The following is an 18,830-nucleotide window of genomic DNA, read 5'->3' on the forward strand; positions in this document are numbered from 1 at the left end:
GGACACGCTAAAGGATCGTGACCGGTCGGTCTGACATGGGAAGCGGGGACAATTGCGGATAGCACCGGGGCCGCTATGCGGCCCCGGTGCTTTCAGATGCGCCTGCGTTTGCCCAGGCTGGGAATGGTGGTCTGCGGTATCACCACCTCGACCTGTTCGAGGCGGGTGCTGGCCGCAAGCCCCGCCAGGGTCGGCTGGCTGAACAAGGTGCGGGCATCCACATGTAGGCCGGCCTGGCGCATGCGTGCCACCAGGCCGACGGCCAGCAGTGAATGGCCACCCAGCTCGAAGAAGTTGTCGTCCCGCCCGACTTGCTCGATCTTCAGCACATCGGTCCAGATCTCGGCCAGCGCGGTTTCCAGCTCGCCGCGCGGGGCCTGGTAGGCGCGGCTGATCACCGACTCTGCACCCGGCGCCGGCAGGGCCTGGCGGTCGACCTTGCCGTTGTTGCTCAAAGGCAACTGGGCCAAAGCAACGAACGCCTGCGGCACCATGTACTCGGGCATGCGCGCCAACAGGTGACTGCGCAGTACTTCAAGCGCCGGGGCGCTGCTGCCCTCGCGGCAGGTGAAGTAGGCCACCAGGCGCTCTTCGCGCATCAGCACCACGGCGTGGCCGATTGCCGGGTGTGCGGTCAGCGACGCTTCGATCTCGCCAAGCTCCACCCGCAAACCGCGCAGCTTGACCTGGAAGTCGTTGCGGCCGACGAAGTCCAATTCGCCGTCCAGGCGGTAGCGCACCAGGTCGCCGGTGCGATACAGCCGGTCGCCCTCGACAAATGGGCTGGCGATGAAACGCTCGGCCTGCAGCGCCGGCAGCCCAAGGTAGCCACGGGCCACGCCGACACCGCCAATGTGCAGCTGGCCCACCGCACCCAGCGGCACCGGCCGGTCGTGCGCATCGAGCACATACAGGCGGGTATTGGCGATCGGCCGGCCAATCGGCGGCGCCAGCAGCGGCAGCGGCTCATGGGGCTGCAAGGTCCAGGCGGTGCTGTCTACCGTGGCTTCCGTGGGGCCATAGACGTTGTGTAGGCGCACCTTGGGCAGGCGCTCGCGCACACGCTGCAGCAACGCCAGTGTCAGTTCGCCGCCGCCGCAGAAGATGTCCGTCAGGCTGGTGCAACCCTCGACGCCAGGTTCTTCGAGAAACTGATGCAGCAACGCCGGCACGAACTTGATCGTGGTCACCTGGCTGGCCTGGACCCGTTGCACCAGGTACGCAGGGTCACGGTGCCCGTCAGGGCGTGCCAGGACCAGGCGCAGGCCGGCGGTCAGCGGCCAGAACAGCTCCCAGACCGAACCGTCGAAACTGAACGGCGCCCGCTGCAGCAGGGCATCGCCCGGGCGGGGCGGGCAGATTAGCGAACCCCAGTGCATCAGGTTGCACAGGCCACGGTGCTCGATCATCACCCCCTTCGGGGTGCCGGTTGAGCCCGAGGTGTACATCACATAGGCCAGTTGCGACGGGCCAAGGCCCGATACCTGCGGGTCAGTTGTCGGGCAGGCGTGCCAGTCGCCACGGTCGAGGTCGAGCACAGGGCCTGGCAGTTGGTCGAACAGGCCCTGGGTAGCGCCGTGTACCAGCACCACCGTCGGGGTACTGTCATCAAGCATGAAGCGCAGGCGCTCGGCCGGGTAGCCAGGGTCCAGTGGTACGTAGGCACCGCCCGCCTTGAGCACGCCGAGCAACGCCACCATGAGTGCGACGCCGCGCTCGACGCACACCGCCACCCGCGCATCGGGGCGTACGCCCAGGCCGATCAGGTGGTGGGCCAGGCGGTTGGCCTGGGCGTTGAGGGCCTGGTAATCGAGGAAACTGTCATCGGTCTGCAGCGCGATGGCCTGGGGCGTACGCCGCACCTGGGCCTGGAACAGCGCAGGCAAGGTCTGCGTGACCGGGCTTTGCAGGTCTTGCGTGGCGTTGAAGCCATGCAGCAAGCGGTGTAGCTCACCCTCAGGCACCGCGCACAACGCCGTCAGGCTTACGCTGCGGCGTTCGGCAAGGGCGCTGCCTAGCTGGCGCAAGGTCATCAGCAAGTAGTTCAATACCCGCTGCGCGCCAATCGCTCGCGGCGCACGCACGGCAAGCTGCAGCCCGTCGGCGTGGTCGTCGACCGTCAACACCAGGCCATGGCTCAGGACTTCACTGGCCTCGACCAGTTCCACACCCGGCAGCACCTGCCCGTGCAGCACAGCCCCTTGGCGGTAGTTGATCAGGCTGTCGAACAGCGCGGTGCCCGCCGGCAGGCCGCTGCACCGCTGAGCGAGCATCAGCGGTGCGTCCTCGTGGCCGAGCAATGCGGCCAGGCCCGTGTGGGTCTCGCCCAGCGCCTGTTCGACCGAACGATGCTCCAGCTGCACCCGCAACGGCAAACTGTTGATGAACATGCCCAAGGCACGATCAGCGCCTTTGCCCGCCATGCTGCGGCCCAGCAGCACTGTGCCAAGGGTGACTTCATCACCCCCGCCGAGGGTTCCTAGCACCTGGGCCCAGGCCAGGTGCAGCAAGCTGGCGAGGCTCGCCCCCTGATGCCGGGCCTGGGTACGCAACAACCCCGCCAGCGGCGCTTCGACGGCCTGGCTACGGCTGTGCAGATCACACGCATCCACCGGCTCGCCGCCGAGCCCGGCAATAGGCGCAGGCGGCTCAATGCCGGCCAGTTGCTCGCGGAAGAACGCCTCGTGCCGTGCCTGGCGCTCGGCAGCCGCACTCAGCGCTACATACTCGCGATAGGGCACAGGTGCCGGCAGCTGTTCGCCACGCCCGGCCATGAAGGCTTCGAGCTCGCCCAACAGCACCTGCAGCGAGACGGCATCGTTGACCAGGTGGTGGAAGCGCAGCAAACCCAGCCAGCGCCCGTGCTGGGCATCCTCGGTGCAGGCCAGCGCCATCATCGGTGCCTGACGCAGGTCCAAGGGCCGATGCTGGGGGTCGTAGTGGCTGCGCAGTTGCCCGGCGATGTTGCCGTCGGGCGCTGTCGTCAGCCAGTTATCGACCGGCAGGCGCGCCTGGCGCCAGACCACCTGCTGGGGCTGTTCGAGCCCCTCCCAGGCCAGGCTGGTACGCAGGATGTCGTGCCGGTCGATCACCTGCTGCAACGCCTCGCCGAAGGCCTGCAACTGCTGGGCGCTGGCAAAGGCGAACAACGCCTGCTGCTGGTAAGGGTCGCGTACATCGGTGACATGGTGGTACAGCAGGCCCTGTTGCAGGGGAGCCAGCGGATAGATTTCCTGCACGTTGCCAGCACCGCCCGGTACCGAGGCGACGATGCGGTCGATGGCGGTTTGCGTCAGCACGCTGAGCGTGAGCATGTCAGGCGTGATGCGCTGGCACTGCGGCGCTACCCGGTTGGCCGGTATGCGAGCGGCTTCCCCGACCATCACGGATGCGGCGAGGCTGGCCAGGGTCGATTGGCCGAACAGCACCTGCACATCAGCTTGCAGGCCTTGCTGACGCATGCGCTCGATCAGTTGCACGGCCAGCAGCGAATGGCCGCCCAGCTCGAAAAAGTGATCCTGGCGCCCTACCCGCTCGACCTGCAGCAATTCAGCCCAAAGCACGGCCAGGCGTTGCTCGACTTCACCAATGGGCACCTCATGTTCGCGGCGCACCTTGGCGGCTTCGTCAGCAGTCGGCAAGGCGCGGCGGTCGAGCTTGCCATTGGCGGTCAGCGGCCAGGCCGCCAGGTTGACATAGGCCACCGGCAGCAAAGCCGCTGGCAGGCGTTCGCGCAGGTGTTCATGCAGTGCCCGCGGTGTTACCGCCAACTGGCCGATGTACCACGCTTGCAGTTGGCCTTCGCGCAGCATCACCACGCACTCGCGTACCGCCGCGTGGCTGGCCAGGGCGGCCTCGATTTCGGCCAGCTCAACCCGGACACCGCGGATTTTCACCTGGTCGTCGTTGCGCCCGAGGTATTCCAGGGTGCCGTCGGGCAACCAGCGCACGAGGTCGCCGGTGCGGTACATCCGCGCCCCTGGCAGCGTGCTGAACGGGTCGTCGAGAAAGCGCTCGGCGCTCATCTGCGGCCGCTTGAGGTAACCCCGGGCAACCCCCTTGCCGCCCACATACAGCTCGCCCGGGGCGCCGATGGGCAACAGGCGGCGCTGCTCGTCGAGCACGTACAACTGCGTGTTGGCCACCGGCCCGCCGATATGCAGCGGGCCACCTGCCGTCACCTCGCCTGAGGTCGCCACCACCGTGGCTTCGGTGGGGCCGTAGTTGTTGATGACCCGGTAGCGCCGCTCGCGGGCCATGCGCCGCAGGCGGTCGCCGCCAATCAGCAGGGTCTGCAAGGTGGGGTGTAGCTCACCTTGGGCGAAGGCATGCTCGGCCACCGGCGTGGGCAGGAAGCTGACATCCAGCGGCTGGGCGCGCCACCAGCGGAGCAAGGCATCGATGTCCTCGGCACCGTCACGCACGGGTGCCAGGTGCAGGGTCGCGCCGCTGCACAGGGCCGGCCACACCTCCCAGGCCATGGCGTCGAAGCCGAAGCCGGCCAGGCTCGACTGATGGCGGCCTGGGCCCAGCTCGAACGCACTGCAGTGCCAGTCGATCAGGTTGGCCAGCATGTGGTGCTCGACCATCACGCCTTTAGGCTGCCCTGTAGAGCCGGAGGTATAGATGACGTAAGCCAGATCGCTGGGCAGCGGCTGCGCAGGCCGGGCCAGGACGGCGGGCGGCGCATTCCAGTCCCAGCGATCCAGCTCGATCTGCGCCAGACCATGCGCGGGAAGGCGATCACACAGCCATGACTGGGTCAACACGACGTCTGGCTCGCTGTCGTCCAGCAGGTAGGCCAGGCGTTCCTGCGGGTGGGCCGGGTCGATTGGCACGTAGGCGGCACCGGCCTTGAGCACGGCCAACAGGCCGACCAGGGTGTCCAGGCCGCGTTGGGCGACCACCGCCACGCGCCGGTCAGGCTTGGCACCCAGGCTCGCCAAGTGCTGGGCCAGCGCGTCGGCGCGGCGGTCGAGCTCGCCGTAGCTCAGGCTCTGGCCATCCTGAAGCGCTGCCAAGGCCTGCGGCGTGGCCTTGGCCTGGGCCTCGATACGACGATGAATCAACGCCTCGCCATTGTCGGGCCCTCGTTGCGCCGTGGCATTCCACTGCCGCAGGCGGGCGTGCTCGCTGGCGGTCAGCAGGTCAAAGGACGCGATACTTTGCTCCGGTTGTTCCAGGCCTTGCTCAAGGACGTGCAACAGGCGCTCGGCCAGCGCCGTAGCGTCCTGTTCACTGAACCAGGCGCGGTTGTGCACCAGGTGCAGGCGAGCGCTGTCACGTTGGCTGTTGCAGCGCAGGTGAATGCTCATCGGGGTGGGTTCATGGCCATTGCAAACCATCACGGTGTGGCCAGGCACGTCACCGAAACGCAGGTCGTTGCCATCCTCTTCGAACGACACCATCAGTTCGAACAGCTGTGGCCGTTCTTCACGCAATGCACCGAGGCTGCGGTTGAGTTCGCTGAGGGCGAAACGCTGGTGGCGGAAGTCCTGCTTGAGCGCATCGCGTATCCCCTGCACCAGCGCCGCGAAGGTGCGCTCGCGGCCAAAGTCCATGCGCAACGCGCTGACTTGGGTAAACAGCCCCAGGGTCGACTTGAACTGCGCGTTGCCGCGGTTGCGCACCGGCAAACCGACCACCCACTCCTCACGCTGCCAGGTGCGTGCGCTGCACACATGCAGGGCGGCCAGCAGTACATGAAATGGCGAGGCCTGCAGCGTGCTTCCCAGCGCTCGCATACGTGCCAGCAAACGGACATCGAATGGCTGTTCGAGCACTGCGCTGGGCGGCGAAAGGTGCACCGCGTTACGCTCGCGCGGCGCCAGCAAGGCGTCCGGCAATTGCTGGTATCTAGCCAGCCAATAATCGCGGTCGCGGTCATGCCGTGGCGAACCCTGGTACTGGGCATCGTCCTCGATGAACGCCCGATAGGACGGTGCGCCGCTCGGCAGGGGCAGCCCCTGTTCGAGCAGGTTGTAGTATTCGGCGATCTGCTTGAACCACTGGTCCACCCCCCAACCGTCGAGGACCAGGTGGTGGGCCTGTACGGCAAACAGGTAGCGCTGCTCGCCCAGGCGAATCAGTGTGGTGCCCCAAAGCGGGCTGGCATCCAGGCGATAGGGCGTCTGCATCCGGGCTTGCAGCAGGGCCTGGGCGGCCGCCCACGGCGCCTCTGCATCGCGCACATCGTGCCGCACCAGTTCCACTTCCAGGGTGGGGGCAAAGTACTGCCGCGCCATGCCCCCCTGTGTCACCAGCACCGTACGCAGGCCGTCATGCTGGGCAACCAGGTGCGCCAGTGCCTGGCGCAGCCGCGCGGCATCCACCCCGCCGTTCAGTTCGACATAGGCGCCGATGTTGTACAGCGGCGAGTCGCCGTGGCTGATCTGGTCCAACCAGATGTCGCGCTGGGCAACGCTCAGGGCAAAGGTTTCGGCGGCAGGCATGAGTCGGCAGGTCCTTCTGATTGATCATCCGCGGATTCAAGCACCCCGCCCCCAGGATGTATGGCCCCTGAAACCCGGACACACGCTGGACCTGTAGAAGCCTGCTGAAAAACATGTAGGAGATTTGCTACAGCATCTACCCGGTATTGCCTACACCCGAAACTATCGGCATGGAACAGGCCTGGATCGCCACGCTTCTGGCGTCAATTGGCTGGCCAAGCCCTCATTCGCCACTACCCACAGCGTCCGTGCCCCTGCACACCTGATCCGCAATCGGTGGCACTTTCTGTCCCCGTTTTCCACTACAGACGCAGCACCCCGGCCGGGCTTGAATACCGCCACTCCCACCTACCCCCAGAGGACTCGACCGCGAGACCACCCGCCGCAAAGCTTAGAATCAAGGAAGACAATGATATGAAGCTGACCGACAGCCTCGAACACCGCCCCGACCCGCAGTTGTATCTGCAACTGGGCGAACTGATCGCCAGTACCGGCGCCGAGCGCTTCGCCGACCAGATGTTGCATCTGGTCAATGCCCAGGTGCCGGTCCACAGGCTCGACCTCAGTGAATGGACCCTTGACCCACGCCAGGCCAGCGTCAGCCGCATCAGGGTACTGGGCAGTGCCGGCCCTGCCCCTGAACTGCCCAACGTCAACAACCTGCGCCACCCGCTGCTGCAAAGCATCATGCAGATGAAGGACCCGCTGCTGATCGAATTCAAAGCCCCACAACACGCAGGGCAGCCTCGCCAGAGTGCCCACCAGTGCAACCTGGTGTCCTGCAGCGGTGTGCAGCGCTGGGTCATCTGCTTTCATCGCTTGCCCAGCCAGCGTGGCTTTTCGCTGGCTGAACTGTCGCAACTGAAAAGCCTGTCTGACACCTTGCTGCCGCTGGTCGAGCACCACGGCCAGTTGCTGCGCCAAGGGGGGGCACGGCATGCCGGCTCGCCGCTGGCCGATTTGCCAGCAGGCTCGTTGCGCCATTCGTTTGGCGAGCGCCTGGTGCAGGAAGCCGTGAGGCTGTCGACCCGGGAACAGGAGGTCTGCCTGGGCCTGCTGACCGGCGGCACGGTGCCGGAAATGGCGCAGCGGCTGAACGTGAAAAACAGCTCGATCGAAACTTACCTCAAGCGCGCCACCGCCAAGCTGGGGGTCAGTGGCCGCCATGGCCTGACCAAATGGATGGCCGGCGCCTGACTCTGCGAGACACACCGATGCCCCGATCTAGCCTTATCCTGTGCGCTGCGCTGTTGTGTGGCTGTTCGCTGGCCCCTGACTACCAGCGCCCAGGCGCAGCGGTGGCCGCGCACTACCCACAAGGGCCTGCCTATCAAGGCGATGTGCAGGCGCACCCGGCCGTCGATGACTGGCGCCAAGTGTTCCAGGACCCGGTATTGCGCCAACTGATCGACAACGCCTTGGCCAATAACCGCGACCTGCGCAGTGCAGCGCTGAATGTCGAGGCCTACCGCGCCCAGTACCGCATTCAGCGCGCCGAGCTGTTGCCCAAGGTCTCCGCCAATGGGCAGGGGCAGCGCCAGTACCTGCCGCGGCGCATGACCGGCACCGATCAGGGCATGATCAGCTCCACCTATGCGGCGACCTTGGGCGTGAGCGCCTACGAGCTCGACCTGTTCGGGCGCCTGCGCAGCCTCAGTGACCAAGCGCTGCTGACCTACCTGGCCAGCGACCAGGCCCGGCGCAGCACCCAGTTGAGCCTGGTGGCCAGCGTCGCCAGCGTGTACCTGACCTGGCGTGCCGACCAGGAGCTGCTGGCCCTGGCCAACGACACCCTGGTAGCGGACGAGCGCAGCCTGCGCCTGACCGTCAACCAGCGCCGCGCGGGTACTGTTTCGGCTCTGGACCAGATCCAGGCACGTACCAGCGTCGACAGCACGCGCGCGGCCGTGGCCCGTTACAAACGCCAGGTGGCCCAGGACCTCAACCAACTGACGCTACTGGTGGGTGCCCCTGTGGCTGCCGACCTCCGCGCCCTGCCCCTGGCCAATGAACAGATCGCCGGCTTGCAAGCCGGCCTGCCCTCCGACCTGCTGCAACGCCGCCCGGACATTGTCCAGGCCGAGTACCAGCTGCGCGCGGCCAATGCCGACATTGGCGCAGCACGTGCGGCGTTTTTCCCCAGTATCAGCCTGACCGCCAATGCCGGCAGCACCAGCCCCGCGCTCAGCGGGCTGTTCGATGCAGGCTCGGGGACCTGGCTGTTCCAGCCGCAGATCAACCTGCCGATCTTCACCGCCGGCAGCCTGCGAGCCAGCCTGGACTACGCCCGGCTGCAGAAGGAGATTCAGGTGGCGCAGTACCAGAAGGCGATCCAGGGCGCCTTCCAGGAAGTGGCGGACGGTTTGGCTGCGCGCGCGACCTACCAGCGGCAGTTGCAGGCCCAGCGCGATTTGGTGGCGTCGAACCAGCGCTACTACGACCTGGCCGAGCACCGTTACCGCATTGGCGTGGACAGCAGCCTGACGTTTCTCGATGCGCAGCGGTCGTTGTTCAGTGCCCAGCAGGGGCTGATCAATGACCGCTTGGCGCAGCTGGTGGCGGAGGTGAATCTGTATGCGGCGTTGGGTGGCGGCTGGCAGGAGGCTGCCGACGCTCACGCTCGCGATGGGGCGCCCGACAGCGCGTTCGTGGGTCTAAACTGAACAGGGCCAGATCACCAGGCATGAACCGGGGGGCTTCCACACGCGGAGGTGTGAGATGAGCCAGTTCAAACGTTTGTTCGTCATGCTCGGCCCGCAGATGCGCCACACGCCCGCGCTGCAACGTGCGGCGGCCTTGGCCGAGTCTAGCGGTGCATTACTCGATATCAACGTATTCGTCGACGATGTCGACACGTTCGGCTTGATGAGCGACGGCCGGGAACGTGAACGGCTGCTCAGCGACAACCGCCAATGGCTGGCCGATGAAGCCGAGCAACTGGCCGATGCCGGCCTGGATGTGTCCACCGAATTGCTGCTGACCCGCGACCCGTTGGCCAGTGTGATCGAGCGCATCGAACGCCTGGGCTGCGACTTGCTGGTCAAAGACGTGCAGCACGAACCGGTGCTCAAGCGTTTGCTGGTAACCCCCCTGGACTGGCAGTTGCTCAAGGACAGCCCAGTCGCCGTGCACCTGGTCAGCGACATCCGCCTGCCCCTGCCCCGGCAGATCGCCGCCGCAGTAGACCTCAACAGCCATGGCGCAGGCGAGCACCTGGACGAGCAGGTGATCCACAGCGCCCATGCCTTGGCCTTGCAGTGCAACGCCGAGTTGCACCTGTTGCATGTGTGCGACGCAGCCAAAACCCATATCGCCGACTTCGGCGCTGGCACGGTCACCATGCCTGGGTTCGATGGCAGTGTGCGCAACGCGCAACGGGCGTCGTTCAACCGCCTGGGTGACCATCACCAGGTGCCATTGGAGCGCAGGCATTTCGTGGAGGGGCCGGCGATTCGTGCGATTGCCCAGTTCATCAGCCATAGCCGGGTCGATGTGATCGTCATGGGCAGCCATCGGCATGACGCCATGCAGACCTTCCTGGGCGGCACCACGGCGCATGTGCTTGAGCATCCGTTGTGCAACGTGCTGGCGATCAAGGCGGGGGCCTGAGGGTTTTCGTTACCTGCAGGTTGCGCGGCGTAGGAGCGGCCTTGCCGGGGCGGCGAGAGGTGAACTGGCACGGGCGCTCCATTTAAAAAGAATGCATTTGATAATGATTCGTAGTAATTTCACGCCGCTTTGTACCCCTTCCCCTAGCGCCCTACTCCAGGATCGTACCGTCGATGCGTCGCACGTTCGTTTCGCTTTGTGTGCTTCATGCTGTCTCCCCGCTGGCCTGGGCTGAACCCGACTCGCTCAGCGATTCCGCCCAGATTGAACTCCAGGCCTTGAACATCACCGGTACCGCCGACAGTGAACGTGCCGATGGCCCGGTCGTTGGTTACAAGGCGAGCCGTTCGGCTAGCGCCACGCGCACCGACACCGCCCTGCACGAGACCCCGCAGTCGGTCAGCGTGGTACCCAAGGACGTGCTCGAAGACACCGGCGCCACGCGGCTACAGGATGGCCTGGACTACGCCGGCGGTGTAGGCCGCGCCAACAACTTCGGTGGCCAGGGCCTGACCACCTTCACGGTACGTGGCTTTACCACGGGCGAGTTCTACCGCAATGGCTTCCCGATCAACCGCGGCTACCCCAATGCCCCCGACGCCAACACCGTCGAGCGCCTGGAAGTGATCCGCGGCCCGGCCACCAGCCTGTACGGCCGCGGCGACCCCGGTGGGACCTTCAACGTGGTCAGCAAGCAACCGCAGGCTGAACGCAAGGTCACCCTGGGCAGCCAGATCGACGACCAGGGCATGCACCGCGCCACCCTCGACGCCACCGGCGCGCTAAATGAGGAAGGCACCCTCGCCTACCGGCTGAACGTGCTCGGTGAAGGCGGCGAAAGCTTTCGCGATGATGTGCAGAGCGAGCGCTACGACGTGGCGCCCGTGCTCAGCTGGCAGGTCAACGACAGCACCCGGATCGTCTTCGAAGGCGACTTCATGCGCAACAACCACCCGCTCGACCGTGGCCTGACCCGCTATGCCACCCAGACCGGCAGCGCCTCGCGCAACACCTACATCTGGGAGAAAGGCAGCGACAATTTGCTGCACAACGACAACAACATGGCCCAGGTGCGCTTCGAGCACCTGCTCAATGACAACTGGACGCTGGCTGGCGGTTTCCAGTTTCTCGATGGCTCGCTCAAGGGCAACGCGGTTGAAGCCAATGGCGCGCCCGCTGACGGGCGCACCCTGCAGCGCAACTTCAACTATCGCAAGCTGGAATGGACCGACCGTGACTGGCAACTGAACCTCACCGGCCACTTCGATACCGGTGGTTTCAGCCACACGCTGCTGACGGGCATCGAGTACGAGAACTACGACTACAACTCGATCATCCAGCGCTCCTCGGCGGCCTATCCGATCGATATCTACAACCCGGTGCTCGGCCAGCCAAGGCCCGCGCTGACGCGTACCACAACGTGGGACAAGGAAAACCTGCAGACCTGGGCGTTCTTCATCCAGGACCAGGTGGCCCTGACCGAGCGCCTCAAGGCCTTGGCCGGCGTGCGCTTCGAACGCTTCGAGCACGACTACGACGACAAGCTGGTCAACACCCGCGACTTCAGCAAGGGCGAGAATGGCGTGACCCCGCGCTTTGGCCTGATCTACGACCTGACCGACACCGTGGCGGTCTATGCCAACACGGCGCGCTCATTCAAGCCTAACAGTGGCACGCCCGCTGGCAGCGGTGGCTTCGATCCCGAGAAGGGCAAATCCTACGAGCTGGGCGTGAAGTGGGAAGCGCTCGATCGCCAGCTGAGCATTGATGCGGCGGTGTACCACATCGTCAAGGAAAACGTGCTGGCACGCGACCCCAACGACCCCTTGGGTATTTACAGCATCGCAACGGGCGAGGTGCGCAGCCGCGGCCTGGACATCAACATCGCTGGCAATATCACCCCTGCGTGGCGTGTGATGGGTGGCTATGCCTATGTCGATGCCGAAGTGACCAAGGACACCACCGTGCCGACCGGCACCCGCCTGGCCAACATCCCGCGTAACAGCTTCAGCCTGCTGAACACCTACGAGTTCCAGGATGGCCTGGCCAAAGGCCTGGGGCTTGGGGTGGGGGTCAAGTACGTGGATGATCGCGCCGGCCAGACAGCCGCGACGACCTACACCATGGAACGCTACAGCGTGGTCGACCTGCTCAGCTTCTACAAGGTCAATGAACACGTGAGGCTAAACCTGGATGTGAAGAACGTCTTCAACAAGGGGTATGACGAAGGGGCGTTCAATAGCTACGCCTACCCAGGCGCACCGCGCACGGTGCAGGCCGGGGTTTCCTACACGTTCTGACCGCCGCGCAATTGGACTGCCCCCAAATTGTAGGAGCGGCCTTGCGTCGCGAAAGGGGCGCGAAGCGGCCCCCTACGTTCTTGCTGGCACCCGAAAACCCGGGGCCGCTGCGCAGCCCTTTCGCGACGCAAGGCCGCTCCTACAAGGCACCGGCACCGCAGTCAGAACGCCTTGCTGTAGAACAGCGAGTACGACTCGATCCCGTCGTTCGGCTGCTTGATGCCCGCATTCGAGTAGTGCATGGCACGGATGCCTACCTTCTGCGCCCCAGGCAGCTTCAGGCCAAAGCCGATGCGGTCCTCGAAGTTGACCGCAGAACCCAGCCGCTGGTTGCCCACATCCGTCTTGGAAAACGCCGCCAGGCCAATACCGGCCTCGATGTAGGGGGTGTAGGTGAAGCCGCTGAACTCGTAGGTGAACACCGGGCTGAACGACAGCGAGTGCGCGCCGCTGGCATCGCCGCCCTCCCAATAGGTGTAAGCCGCATCCCAGTAACCAGTCACATAGCCGGTACTGCTTTCCAGCCATTTCTTGTCCCAATCGAACGACAGGCCGATTCGGTAGGTCATGTCGCCTTGGCCGGTGGCACCAACGGCACCGGAAATCTGCGCAGCCTGAGCCAGATTGGCCCCGGCGAAGGCCAGCACTGCAGCGGCCAGCGAAGCAGCGAGACGGGTTTTCATCAATGACATCTCCTGATGGTCTACACGGCAAGTGGGGGCTTGAGCCCCTCGATCTTGTGCGGTGGCCGGCGCATCCAGACCGGTCACACGAGGTAATACTTTTTCGATTATTGTCCAGATAATCAGAAAGTTGAAAGAGCTTTGCCACTATCGGCTAATGCTGACGGCCAACGCCCTGCCGCGTGGCCCGAGCGGGTTCAGTCGTATTCCCCCTCTTCATGCTCCCCTAACAGCCGCCGCTGCCTGGGCGTGGCTTCCTCCAGCACACGTGGGTTGAACTGCCAATGCAGGTACGGTGAAAACTTCTGCGCCACCATGCGCCGGCCGTAATGCACTTGCAGCATGTCGCGCTCGCGCGCCTGCGTGCAGTTGGCGCCGCCGCTGTGCCAGACATCACTGCGAAACAGCAAAGCATCCCCCGCCTTGCACAATACCGGATGCGCTTCACGCCCTTGCCATTGCACTTCGCCGGCCTGCGGCGGGCGAGCGGCACGATGGCTGCCCGGTACGATCCAGGTCGGCCCGATGCTGTGATCGATATCGCTGAGGTACACCTGCGCAGTCAGAATCTGCATCGGCTGGGTAAAGGCCCCGCGCTGGCTGATCCAGGCCGGCAGTTGCAGGGGCAGATGGTCAAGGTGCAGCGCCATGCCGGGGTAACCGGGGTGGCTACGCCAGGCGGTCTGGCCGATCACGTGGCAGTCCTCGCCAAGCGCGGCCTCTGCCAGGTTGATCAGCGGTGGCAGATCAAGAAACGGCAACCACAGCGGGTTGCGGTTGAACACGCATTTGTAGTGTTCAAGCAGCCCCTGGTAGTCCCAGTGAATCGGCTGCAAGTCATCGATAGCGCAGCGCAGCAGCGCGATGCGCAGGGGTTCGAGCACACCGGGGATCAGCACGAAACCCTGCTCGTCCAACATCTCCAGCTGAAGCGCCAAGCTCATGGCGGTGTGCTCCATTTCAGCAGGAGTACAAATGTACCCCTGCCCGCATTTTATCTGTCAACGCCAGTGCAAGTTCACCGTGGCAGGTGCTTTGCCATCCACTACCACCTGTTGCTGGACAGTCTCACCCTCGGCATTGCCGGTGACCTTGTAATGACCCGGTGGTAGCTGCACAAAGAGCAGCGGGCCGACATCGGTAACGCTGAGCACGGGCTGCCCTTGCGCACTTTGAATATCAACAGAGGCACCGCTTTGGAACTTGCCTTGCGCGCCAGTCGAGAGTTCGACGTGCAAGTCATAGCCTTTGGTCTTGCGCAGGGCATTGGCTTCATCCTGGCCGATACCGCCTTGCAGGTAACGCACGCCGTTCTGCTCTTGCGGTTGCAACTGCACGGCCTGCATGTCGATGGGCGCATTGGGGTCGGCGGCGGCTGCCAACGTCCAGGGCAACGCCAGGGTGAACAGCAGCGCCGCGCCAAGGGCATAGTGATGATTACGCATGGTATGACCCTCCTTCTGAGGATGGTTTACCTATTATCCGATCCTTTGAAGGCTCTGGCGTTTGCACTGATGCGTGGTCGTTGAGTCACGTCTACAGCCTCGCGAAGTGCTGCAGCGCGATTGTTCACGGGCTTGCTACTTGCGGTGTTTACGACATCTCTTTTCATAAACAGCCTGGATCAGAAATAACTTGCAAATCACACATTCGCTTACATCCAAATGCTCGACATGAAACCAACTATCGGTACATGGTTATTTGCTCTGCTCGCACAAACTAACACACGTTTAGTTTACAGCGGGGTGAGACAGTAGGGAATTTCCTACAAACATCTGGCTCGGCATCGCGCCACACCGAGAAACTACTTAGCAAATTGACCTCTATAAACAATGAACGCACTAACGCCACGGTAGGCATTGGAATAATTATTGGAAAAAGGGATTTCACATGCCTCGCCAATCCGATCTGCATTACAGCTTTCAGCCCCTCGTGGGCGATGCTCAATTCGACGTCGTGTCGTTCACGCTCAAGGAAGGCATCAGCCAACTCTTCTCGCTCGAGCTGGAACTGATCAGCTACCAGGACGACATCGACTTCGGCCAGCTGCTCGACCAACCTGTGCTGTTCACCCTCTGGGACCGCGAACGCCCCGTGCGTCATGTGCATGGCCTGGTCAGCCGTTTCAGCCAAGCGGAGAGTGGCTTCTACCGCACCTACTACCACGCGCTGATCGAACCGCAGCTGGCCCGCGCCAAGCTGCGCTCGAACTGGCGCATTTTCCAGCACAAGAGCGTCCCGCAAATTCTCGAACTGATGCTCAAGCGCCAAGGCATCAAGCAGTTCGAGCTACGCGCCTCCATGGACCATCAAGCGCGCGAGTTTTGCGTTCAGGCCGGCGAAACGGACCTGGACTTCATTGCCCGCCTGGCCGCTGAGGAAGGCTTCGTCTACCGCTTCGAGCACAGTGCAAAGCGCCACAACCTGATCATCACCGACCGGCTGCAATCGCTCGGTATGATCAGCCTTGGGGCCATCAAGGCCGAGGAGGAAGACGAGGGTTTCTTCGAAGAGGGCAAGCCGCTCGTTCCCTACACCGTGCTGTACCAAGCCAACAGCGGCGGCGACCAGGAAAAACCCTGCCTGCGGCGCCTGCGCTACAGCGAACAGGTACGTACCGCCCAGCAGGTGCAGCGCGACTACACCTTCACCCACCCGGCCTACCGCCAGGAACACCGGGCCGCAGGCCCCTTCCTGGAGCACCAGTCCAGCGCGTACGAACGTTTCGATTACCCAGGGCGCTACAAACGCGATGCCGTCGGCAAACCGTTCACCGAAAACCGCATCACCGCACTGCGCCACGACGTGCGCATCGCCGAGGTCAAGGGTGACGATATGCGCCTGCAGCCGGGCCTGAGCTTCACCCTGACGGGTCACCCCCGTGATGACCTCAACGTGCATTGGCGGGTGAACACGGTCACCCACGAAGGCAGCCAGTTCACCAGCCTGCAAGAGGAAGCCGCCGGCGTTGACCAGAGCACACGCTACGAGCAAACCGCGCAACTCATCCCCGGCAGAACTGAGTGGCGCCCGGCCCCGTTGGCCAAACCCCATGTCGATGGGCCACACATGGCCACTGTGGTCGGCCCGCCTGGCGAAGAAATCTATTGCGACCAGTGGGGCCGGGTCAAAGTCAGCTTTCCCTGGGATCGCGAGAGCCAGAACAACGAGTTCAGTTCCTGCTGGGTACGCGTGTCGCAAGGCTGGGCCGGCGGCAGCTGGGGCGCGATGGCCATCCCGCGCATCGGCCAGGACGTGATCATCCAGTACGTCAACGGCGACCCCGACCAACCGATGATCACCGGGCGAACCTACTGCGGCAACCAGCTACCGCCCTACGACCTGCCCGACCACAAGACCCGCATGACCATCAAGAGCCAGACCCACAAGGGGGATAGGTTCAACGAGCTGCGGTTTGAGGATGAGCTGGGCAAAGAGGAAGTGTTCATCCATGCCCAGAAGGACCAGAACACGAAGGTCAACAACAACCAGTCCCTCTCCGTTGGCGTGGATCGCACCCAACAGATTGCTGGTCAGCTATCGCTACACCGAAAACGGCCAATTGCACGAGGTATTGGATGCGACGGGGCAACGGGTTCGCCGCTTCACTTACACGCCCGAGGGCTATCTCAACAGTCATCAACTGGCCAGCGGTGCTGTCCGCCAATACGAATGGGCGCGGTTTTCCATCCCTGAAATACGCCCCACACCAAAGCGCGCTGACGGGACACCGTACCGCATGCCGCCGCTGCTCGAACCTCAATACCGCTACGGAGAACGCGAACGTGTTGTGTTCAACTATGATCCACTGGGAAGGCGGATCAGCAAGGAAGTTTATCAGAGCGACTATCCTGAACCACGACGGCGGGTACTGTTTCATTGGCAAGGGTTGCGCTTGCTGCAAGAGGTGCAGAACGGCCTGGCCAGTCTGTACATTTATGCCAGTTCAATTAGCTACGAACCTATAACTCGAATTGACGGCAAGCATGGCAACGAAGAGTTCGCACACTTCCATACCAATCAAGCAGGGCTGCCAACACAACTCACAAACGACAGCGGCGATATTGTATGGTGGAGCAACTTTCGCGGATGGGGTGCGTCACGTGACGAATGGAACACCGAAAAACAAGCAAGAGAGCAGAACTTACGCTACCAAGGTCAATACTTCGACCGTGAAATCAAGCTCCACTACAACACCTACAGATTCTACGACCCTGTCATTGGGAGCTTCACACAAACAGATCCACTAGGCCTGCTCGGCGGGCCAAATCTCTATAAATACGCTCCAAACCCAATAAGCTGGATAGATCCGCTAGGTCTCTCTTGCAATAGATTTGGATTTTCGATATCAAACTTAATCGTACGGCTACGCGCCACACTTAGAATTTATCCAAAAGTGATCGACCCTAGAACTGGCCGCAGCATACCATTCCCTGCACAGATTGGTGGTAAGATTCCCACTGCCGCGCGTGTCCCCTGGGGAGCATCCGAACGTGGTGCATTCATTAAAGACTGGTATGATCGAGGATATGCAACACCGCGAGGAGGATGGAGAGAATATGATATCCACCACATAAAACCAAGGGAGTATGGCGGTGACAATACCTTCTGGAACCTAGTACCCGTACAGCGTAAAACGCACCAAGAACTCTTCAACACATTCTGGCGAAATTACAATGAATTTTAAAACCATAAGCACAACAATTGATGAGCTCAAAAACAAATGGTCAACACCACAAACAGCCTATCATCACAAGGAAAAATGCCCATTTCTTCTAAGTTGCATTTTCACGGGCGGGATCGACGAAAAAGAGCTACCTAAACCCCATCAAAACTTCCCCTGCGAGCTCCTGGCGCTGTGGAGACTTAGTGAAAAAACCGAGCTATTCAAAGACAATTTATATGAACAATGGGGGCTTGAACTATTAACACCTAAGGAGGCTATCAGCGAAACCAGTAGGCAACAGCAAATTCGAGGAAATGAAATACTAACAACCGATATCGTCCTTGGTCGCTTCTATGGTGATTCTGAGTTATTAATAATCACCAAAGATGGAGGGGTTTTGGTTTGCACACCTCTAGATCACAGACATGAATGGACTAAAGCAGCGGAATCTTTATCAGAATTTCTGGAAAAAATGGCCGATGCAGAAGGTGCTAAATTTTGGGAGTCCTCCGCTACTTAATAAAGTGAACGCCCCAGATGGTCGCCTCGGTCGCTCTGAGATTGATGTCGCAGGCCAACTGCCGCGCTACATCGACCCAGCACAAAAAACCCTGCAATTTCGCTACGATCGTAGCGGCCGCTTGATCGAACGCACTGATGCCATGGGCTACAGCGTGAAATTTCGCTACGACGCCTATGGCCGGCTGCTGCGGCTTATCAACGAGAACGACGAGTCCTACCGCTTCGGCTGGGACGAACTGGACCGGCTGGTCGCGCAACGGGATCTCGATGGCAGTGACCGCATCTATACCTACAACGTGCTGGATGAGATCACGCGGCTTACCCATCTCCCCTCCCCTGAAGAACTGCCGCCACTGTCCGACAACGCTCCGCCAACACGAGTGACCGCCATCCGCCATGACTTCGAGCGGGATGCACTGGGCCGTCTTGTCAGCAAGCGTACTGAAGATGGCACCACCGAGTACCGCTACGACGCTGCCGACAATCTGAGTGCGATCCATGAACCCCACCTACCGCCAGATGGAGCTTCGATTTACCGTTGCATCTCCGGTGAGCAGTTCCACGGCAGCAGCGCTTCGTAGTCCTCTACCGACGAGGC

The 18,830-nt window shown here is 62.6% G+C and carries 12 protein-coding genes; 8 read left to right on the top strand and 4 right to left on the bottom strand.

The features are described 5' to 3' along the window. Nucleotides 1–92: 92 nt before the first annotated feature. Nucleotides 93–6,452, bottom strand: coding sequence for a non-ribosomal peptide synthetase (locus HU770_RS17530; protein ID WP_186664617.1), 6,360 nt, complete (start codon nt 6,450–6,452; stop codon nt 93–95). Between the two features lie 414 nt (nt 6,453–6,866). Between HU770_RS17530 and HU770_RS17535 the strand changes: the two genes are divergently transcribed. The 4 genes from HU770_RS17535 (at nt 6,867) to HU770_RS17550 (ending at nt 12,361) form a co-directional block, all read left to right on the top strand. Beyond that, nucleotides 6,867–7,649 carry a helix-turn-helix transcriptional regulator gene (locus tag HU770_RS17535; RefSeq protein WP_186664619.1) on the top strand — a complete coding sequence of 261 codons (783 nt, stop codon included), beginning with the start codon at nt 6,867–6,869 and terminating at the stop codon, nt 7,647–7,649. A 17-nt stretch (nt 7,650–7,666) separates the two neighbouring features. After that, nucleotides 7,667–9,115 (top strand): efflux transporter outer membrane subunit, encoded by a 1,449-nt coding sequence (locus HU770_RS17540; protein WP_186664622.1) that lies wholly within the window; start codon nt 7,667–7,669, stop codon nt 9,113–9,115. Nucleotides 9,116–9,170: 55 nt separating this feature from the next. Then, nucleotides 9,171–10,061: a universal stress protein gene (locus HU770_RS17545; protein WP_186661621.1), complete on the top strand. Its 891-nt coding sequence runs from the start codon at nt 9,171–9,173 to the stop codon at nt 10,059–10,061. Nucleotides 10,062–10,234: 173 nt separating this feature from the next. Continuing rightward, entirely contained in the window at nt 10,235–12,361 is a 2,127-nt protein-coding gene (locus HU770_RS17550) for a TonB-dependent siderophore receptor (protein WP_186664624.1), read from the top strand. 161 nt (nt 12,362–12,522) lie between these two features. Here the strand turns inward: HU770_RS17550 and HU770_RS17555 are convergent, their stop codons facing one another. The 3 genes from HU770_RS17555 to HU770_RS17565 all read right to left on the bottom strand — a co-directional run bounded on the left by HU770_RS17555 (nt 12,523) and on the right by HU770_RS17565 (nt 14,489). Then, entirely contained in the window at nt 12,523–13,044 is a 522-nt protein-coding gene (locus HU770_RS17555) for an acyloxyacyl hydrolase (RefSeq protein WP_033697688.1), read from the bottom strand. A 197-nt stretch (nt 13,045–13,241) separates the two neighbouring features. Then, nucleotides 13,242–13,988, bottom strand: coding sequence for a phytanoyl-CoA dioxygenase family protein (locus tag HU770_RS17560; RefSeq protein WP_186664633.1), 747 nt, complete (start codon nt 13,986–13,988; stop codon nt 13,242–13,244). Between the two features lie 57 nt (nt 13,989–14,045). Next, nucleotides 14,046–14,489: a carboxypeptidase regulatory-like domain-containing protein gene (locus tag HU770_RS17565; protein ID WP_186661617.1), complete on the bottom strand. Its 444-nt coding sequence runs from the start codon at nt 14,487–14,489 to the stop codon at nt 14,046–14,048. A gap of 445 nt (nt 14,490–14,934) precedes the next feature. On the opposite strand from HU770_RS17565, the gene tssI reads away from it, so the two are divergent. From tssI to HU770_RS17585, 4 genes are read left to right on the top strand one after another with little or no spacing between them, the layout of a single operon-like run. Next, nucleotides 14,935–16,740, top strand: coding sequence for a type VI secretion system tip protein TssI/VgrG (gene tssI / locus HU770_RS17570; protein ID WP_186664635.1), 1,806 nt, complete (start codon nt 14,935–14,937; stop codon nt 16,738–16,740). A gap of 43 nt (nt 16,741–16,783) precedes the next feature. Beyond that, nucleotides 16,784–17,731 carry an RHS repeat-associated core domain-containing protein gene (locus HU770_RS17575; protein WP_186664637.1) on the top strand — a complete coding sequence of 316 codons (948 nt, stop codon included), beginning with the start codon at nt 16,784–16,786 and terminating at the stop codon, nt 17,729–17,731. Then, nucleotides 17,721–18,230 carry a hypothetical protein gene (locus HU770_RS17580; protein ID WP_186661778.1) on the top strand — a complete coding sequence of 170 codons (510 nt, stop codon included), beginning with the start codon at nt 17,721–17,723 and terminating at the stop codon, nt 18,228–18,230. The genes HU770_RS17575 and HU770_RS17580 overlap by 11 nt, the downstream gene beginning before the upstream one ends. After that, complete coding sequence (locus HU770_RS17585; RefSeq protein ID WP_238349556.1) at nt 18,190–18,813, top strand: RHS repeat domain-containing protein; 624 nt, start codon at nt 18,190–18,192, stop codon at nt 18,811–18,813. The genes HU770_RS17580 and HU770_RS17585 overlap by 41 nt, the downstream gene beginning before the upstream one ends. Nucleotides 18,814–18,830: the final 17 nt, after the last annotated feature.

This window comes from Pseudomonas sp. SWRI68 (genome assembly GCF_014269165.1).
In the GTDB taxonomy this organism is placed as follows: Bacteria; Pseudomonadota; Gammaproteobacteria; order Pseudomonadales; family Pseudomonadaceae; genus Aquipseudomonas; species Aquipseudomonas capeferrum.

Coding starts and splice junctions, on each gene's coding strand:
- HU770_RS17530 (WP_186664617.1), bottom strand. CDS start 6,452: ATGCCTGCCGCCGAAACCTTTGCCCTGAGCGTTGCCCAGCGCGACATC.
- HU770_RS17535 (WP_186664619.1), top strand. CDS start 6,867: ATGAAGCTGACCGACAGCCTCGAACACCGCCCCGACCCGCAGTTGTAT.
- HU770_RS17540 (WP_186664622.1), top strand. CDS start 7,667: ATGCCCCGATCTAGCCTTATCCTGTGCGCTGCGCTGTTGTGTGGCTGT.
- HU770_RS17545 (WP_186661621.1), top strand. CDS start 9,171: ATGAGCCAGTTCAAACGTTTGTTCGTCATGCTCGGCCCGCAGATGCGC.
- HU770_RS17550 (WP_186664624.1), top strand. CDS start 10,235: ATGCGTCGCACGTTCGTTTCGCTTTGTGTGCTTCATGCTGTCTCCCCG.
- HU770_RS17555 (WP_033697688.1), bottom strand. CDS start 13,044: ATGAAAACCCGTCTCGCTGCTTCGCTGGCCGCTGCAGTGCTGGCCTTC.
- HU770_RS17560 (WP_186664633.1), bottom strand. CDS start 13,988: ATGAGCTTGGCGCTTCAGCTGGAGATGTTGGACGAGCAGGGTTTCGTG.
- HU770_RS17565 (WP_186661617.1), bottom strand. CDS start 14,489: ATGCGTAATCATCACTATGCCCTTGGCGCGGCGCTGCTGTTCACCCTG.
- tssI (WP_186664635.1), top strand. CDS start 14,935: ATGCCTCGCCAATCCGATCTGCATTACAGCTTTCAGCCCCTCGTGGGC.
- HU770_RS17575 (WP_186664637.1), top strand. CDS start 16,784: ATGCCGCCGCTGCTCGAACCTCAATACCGCTACGGAGAACGCGAACGT.
- HU770_RS17580 (WP_186661778.1), top strand. CDS start 17,721: ATGAATTTTAAAACCATAAGCACAACAATTGATGAGCTCAAAAACAAA.
- HU770_RS17585 (WP_238349556.1), top strand. CDS start 18,190: ATGCAGAAGGTGCTAAATTTTGGGAGTCCTCCGCTACTTAATAAAGTG.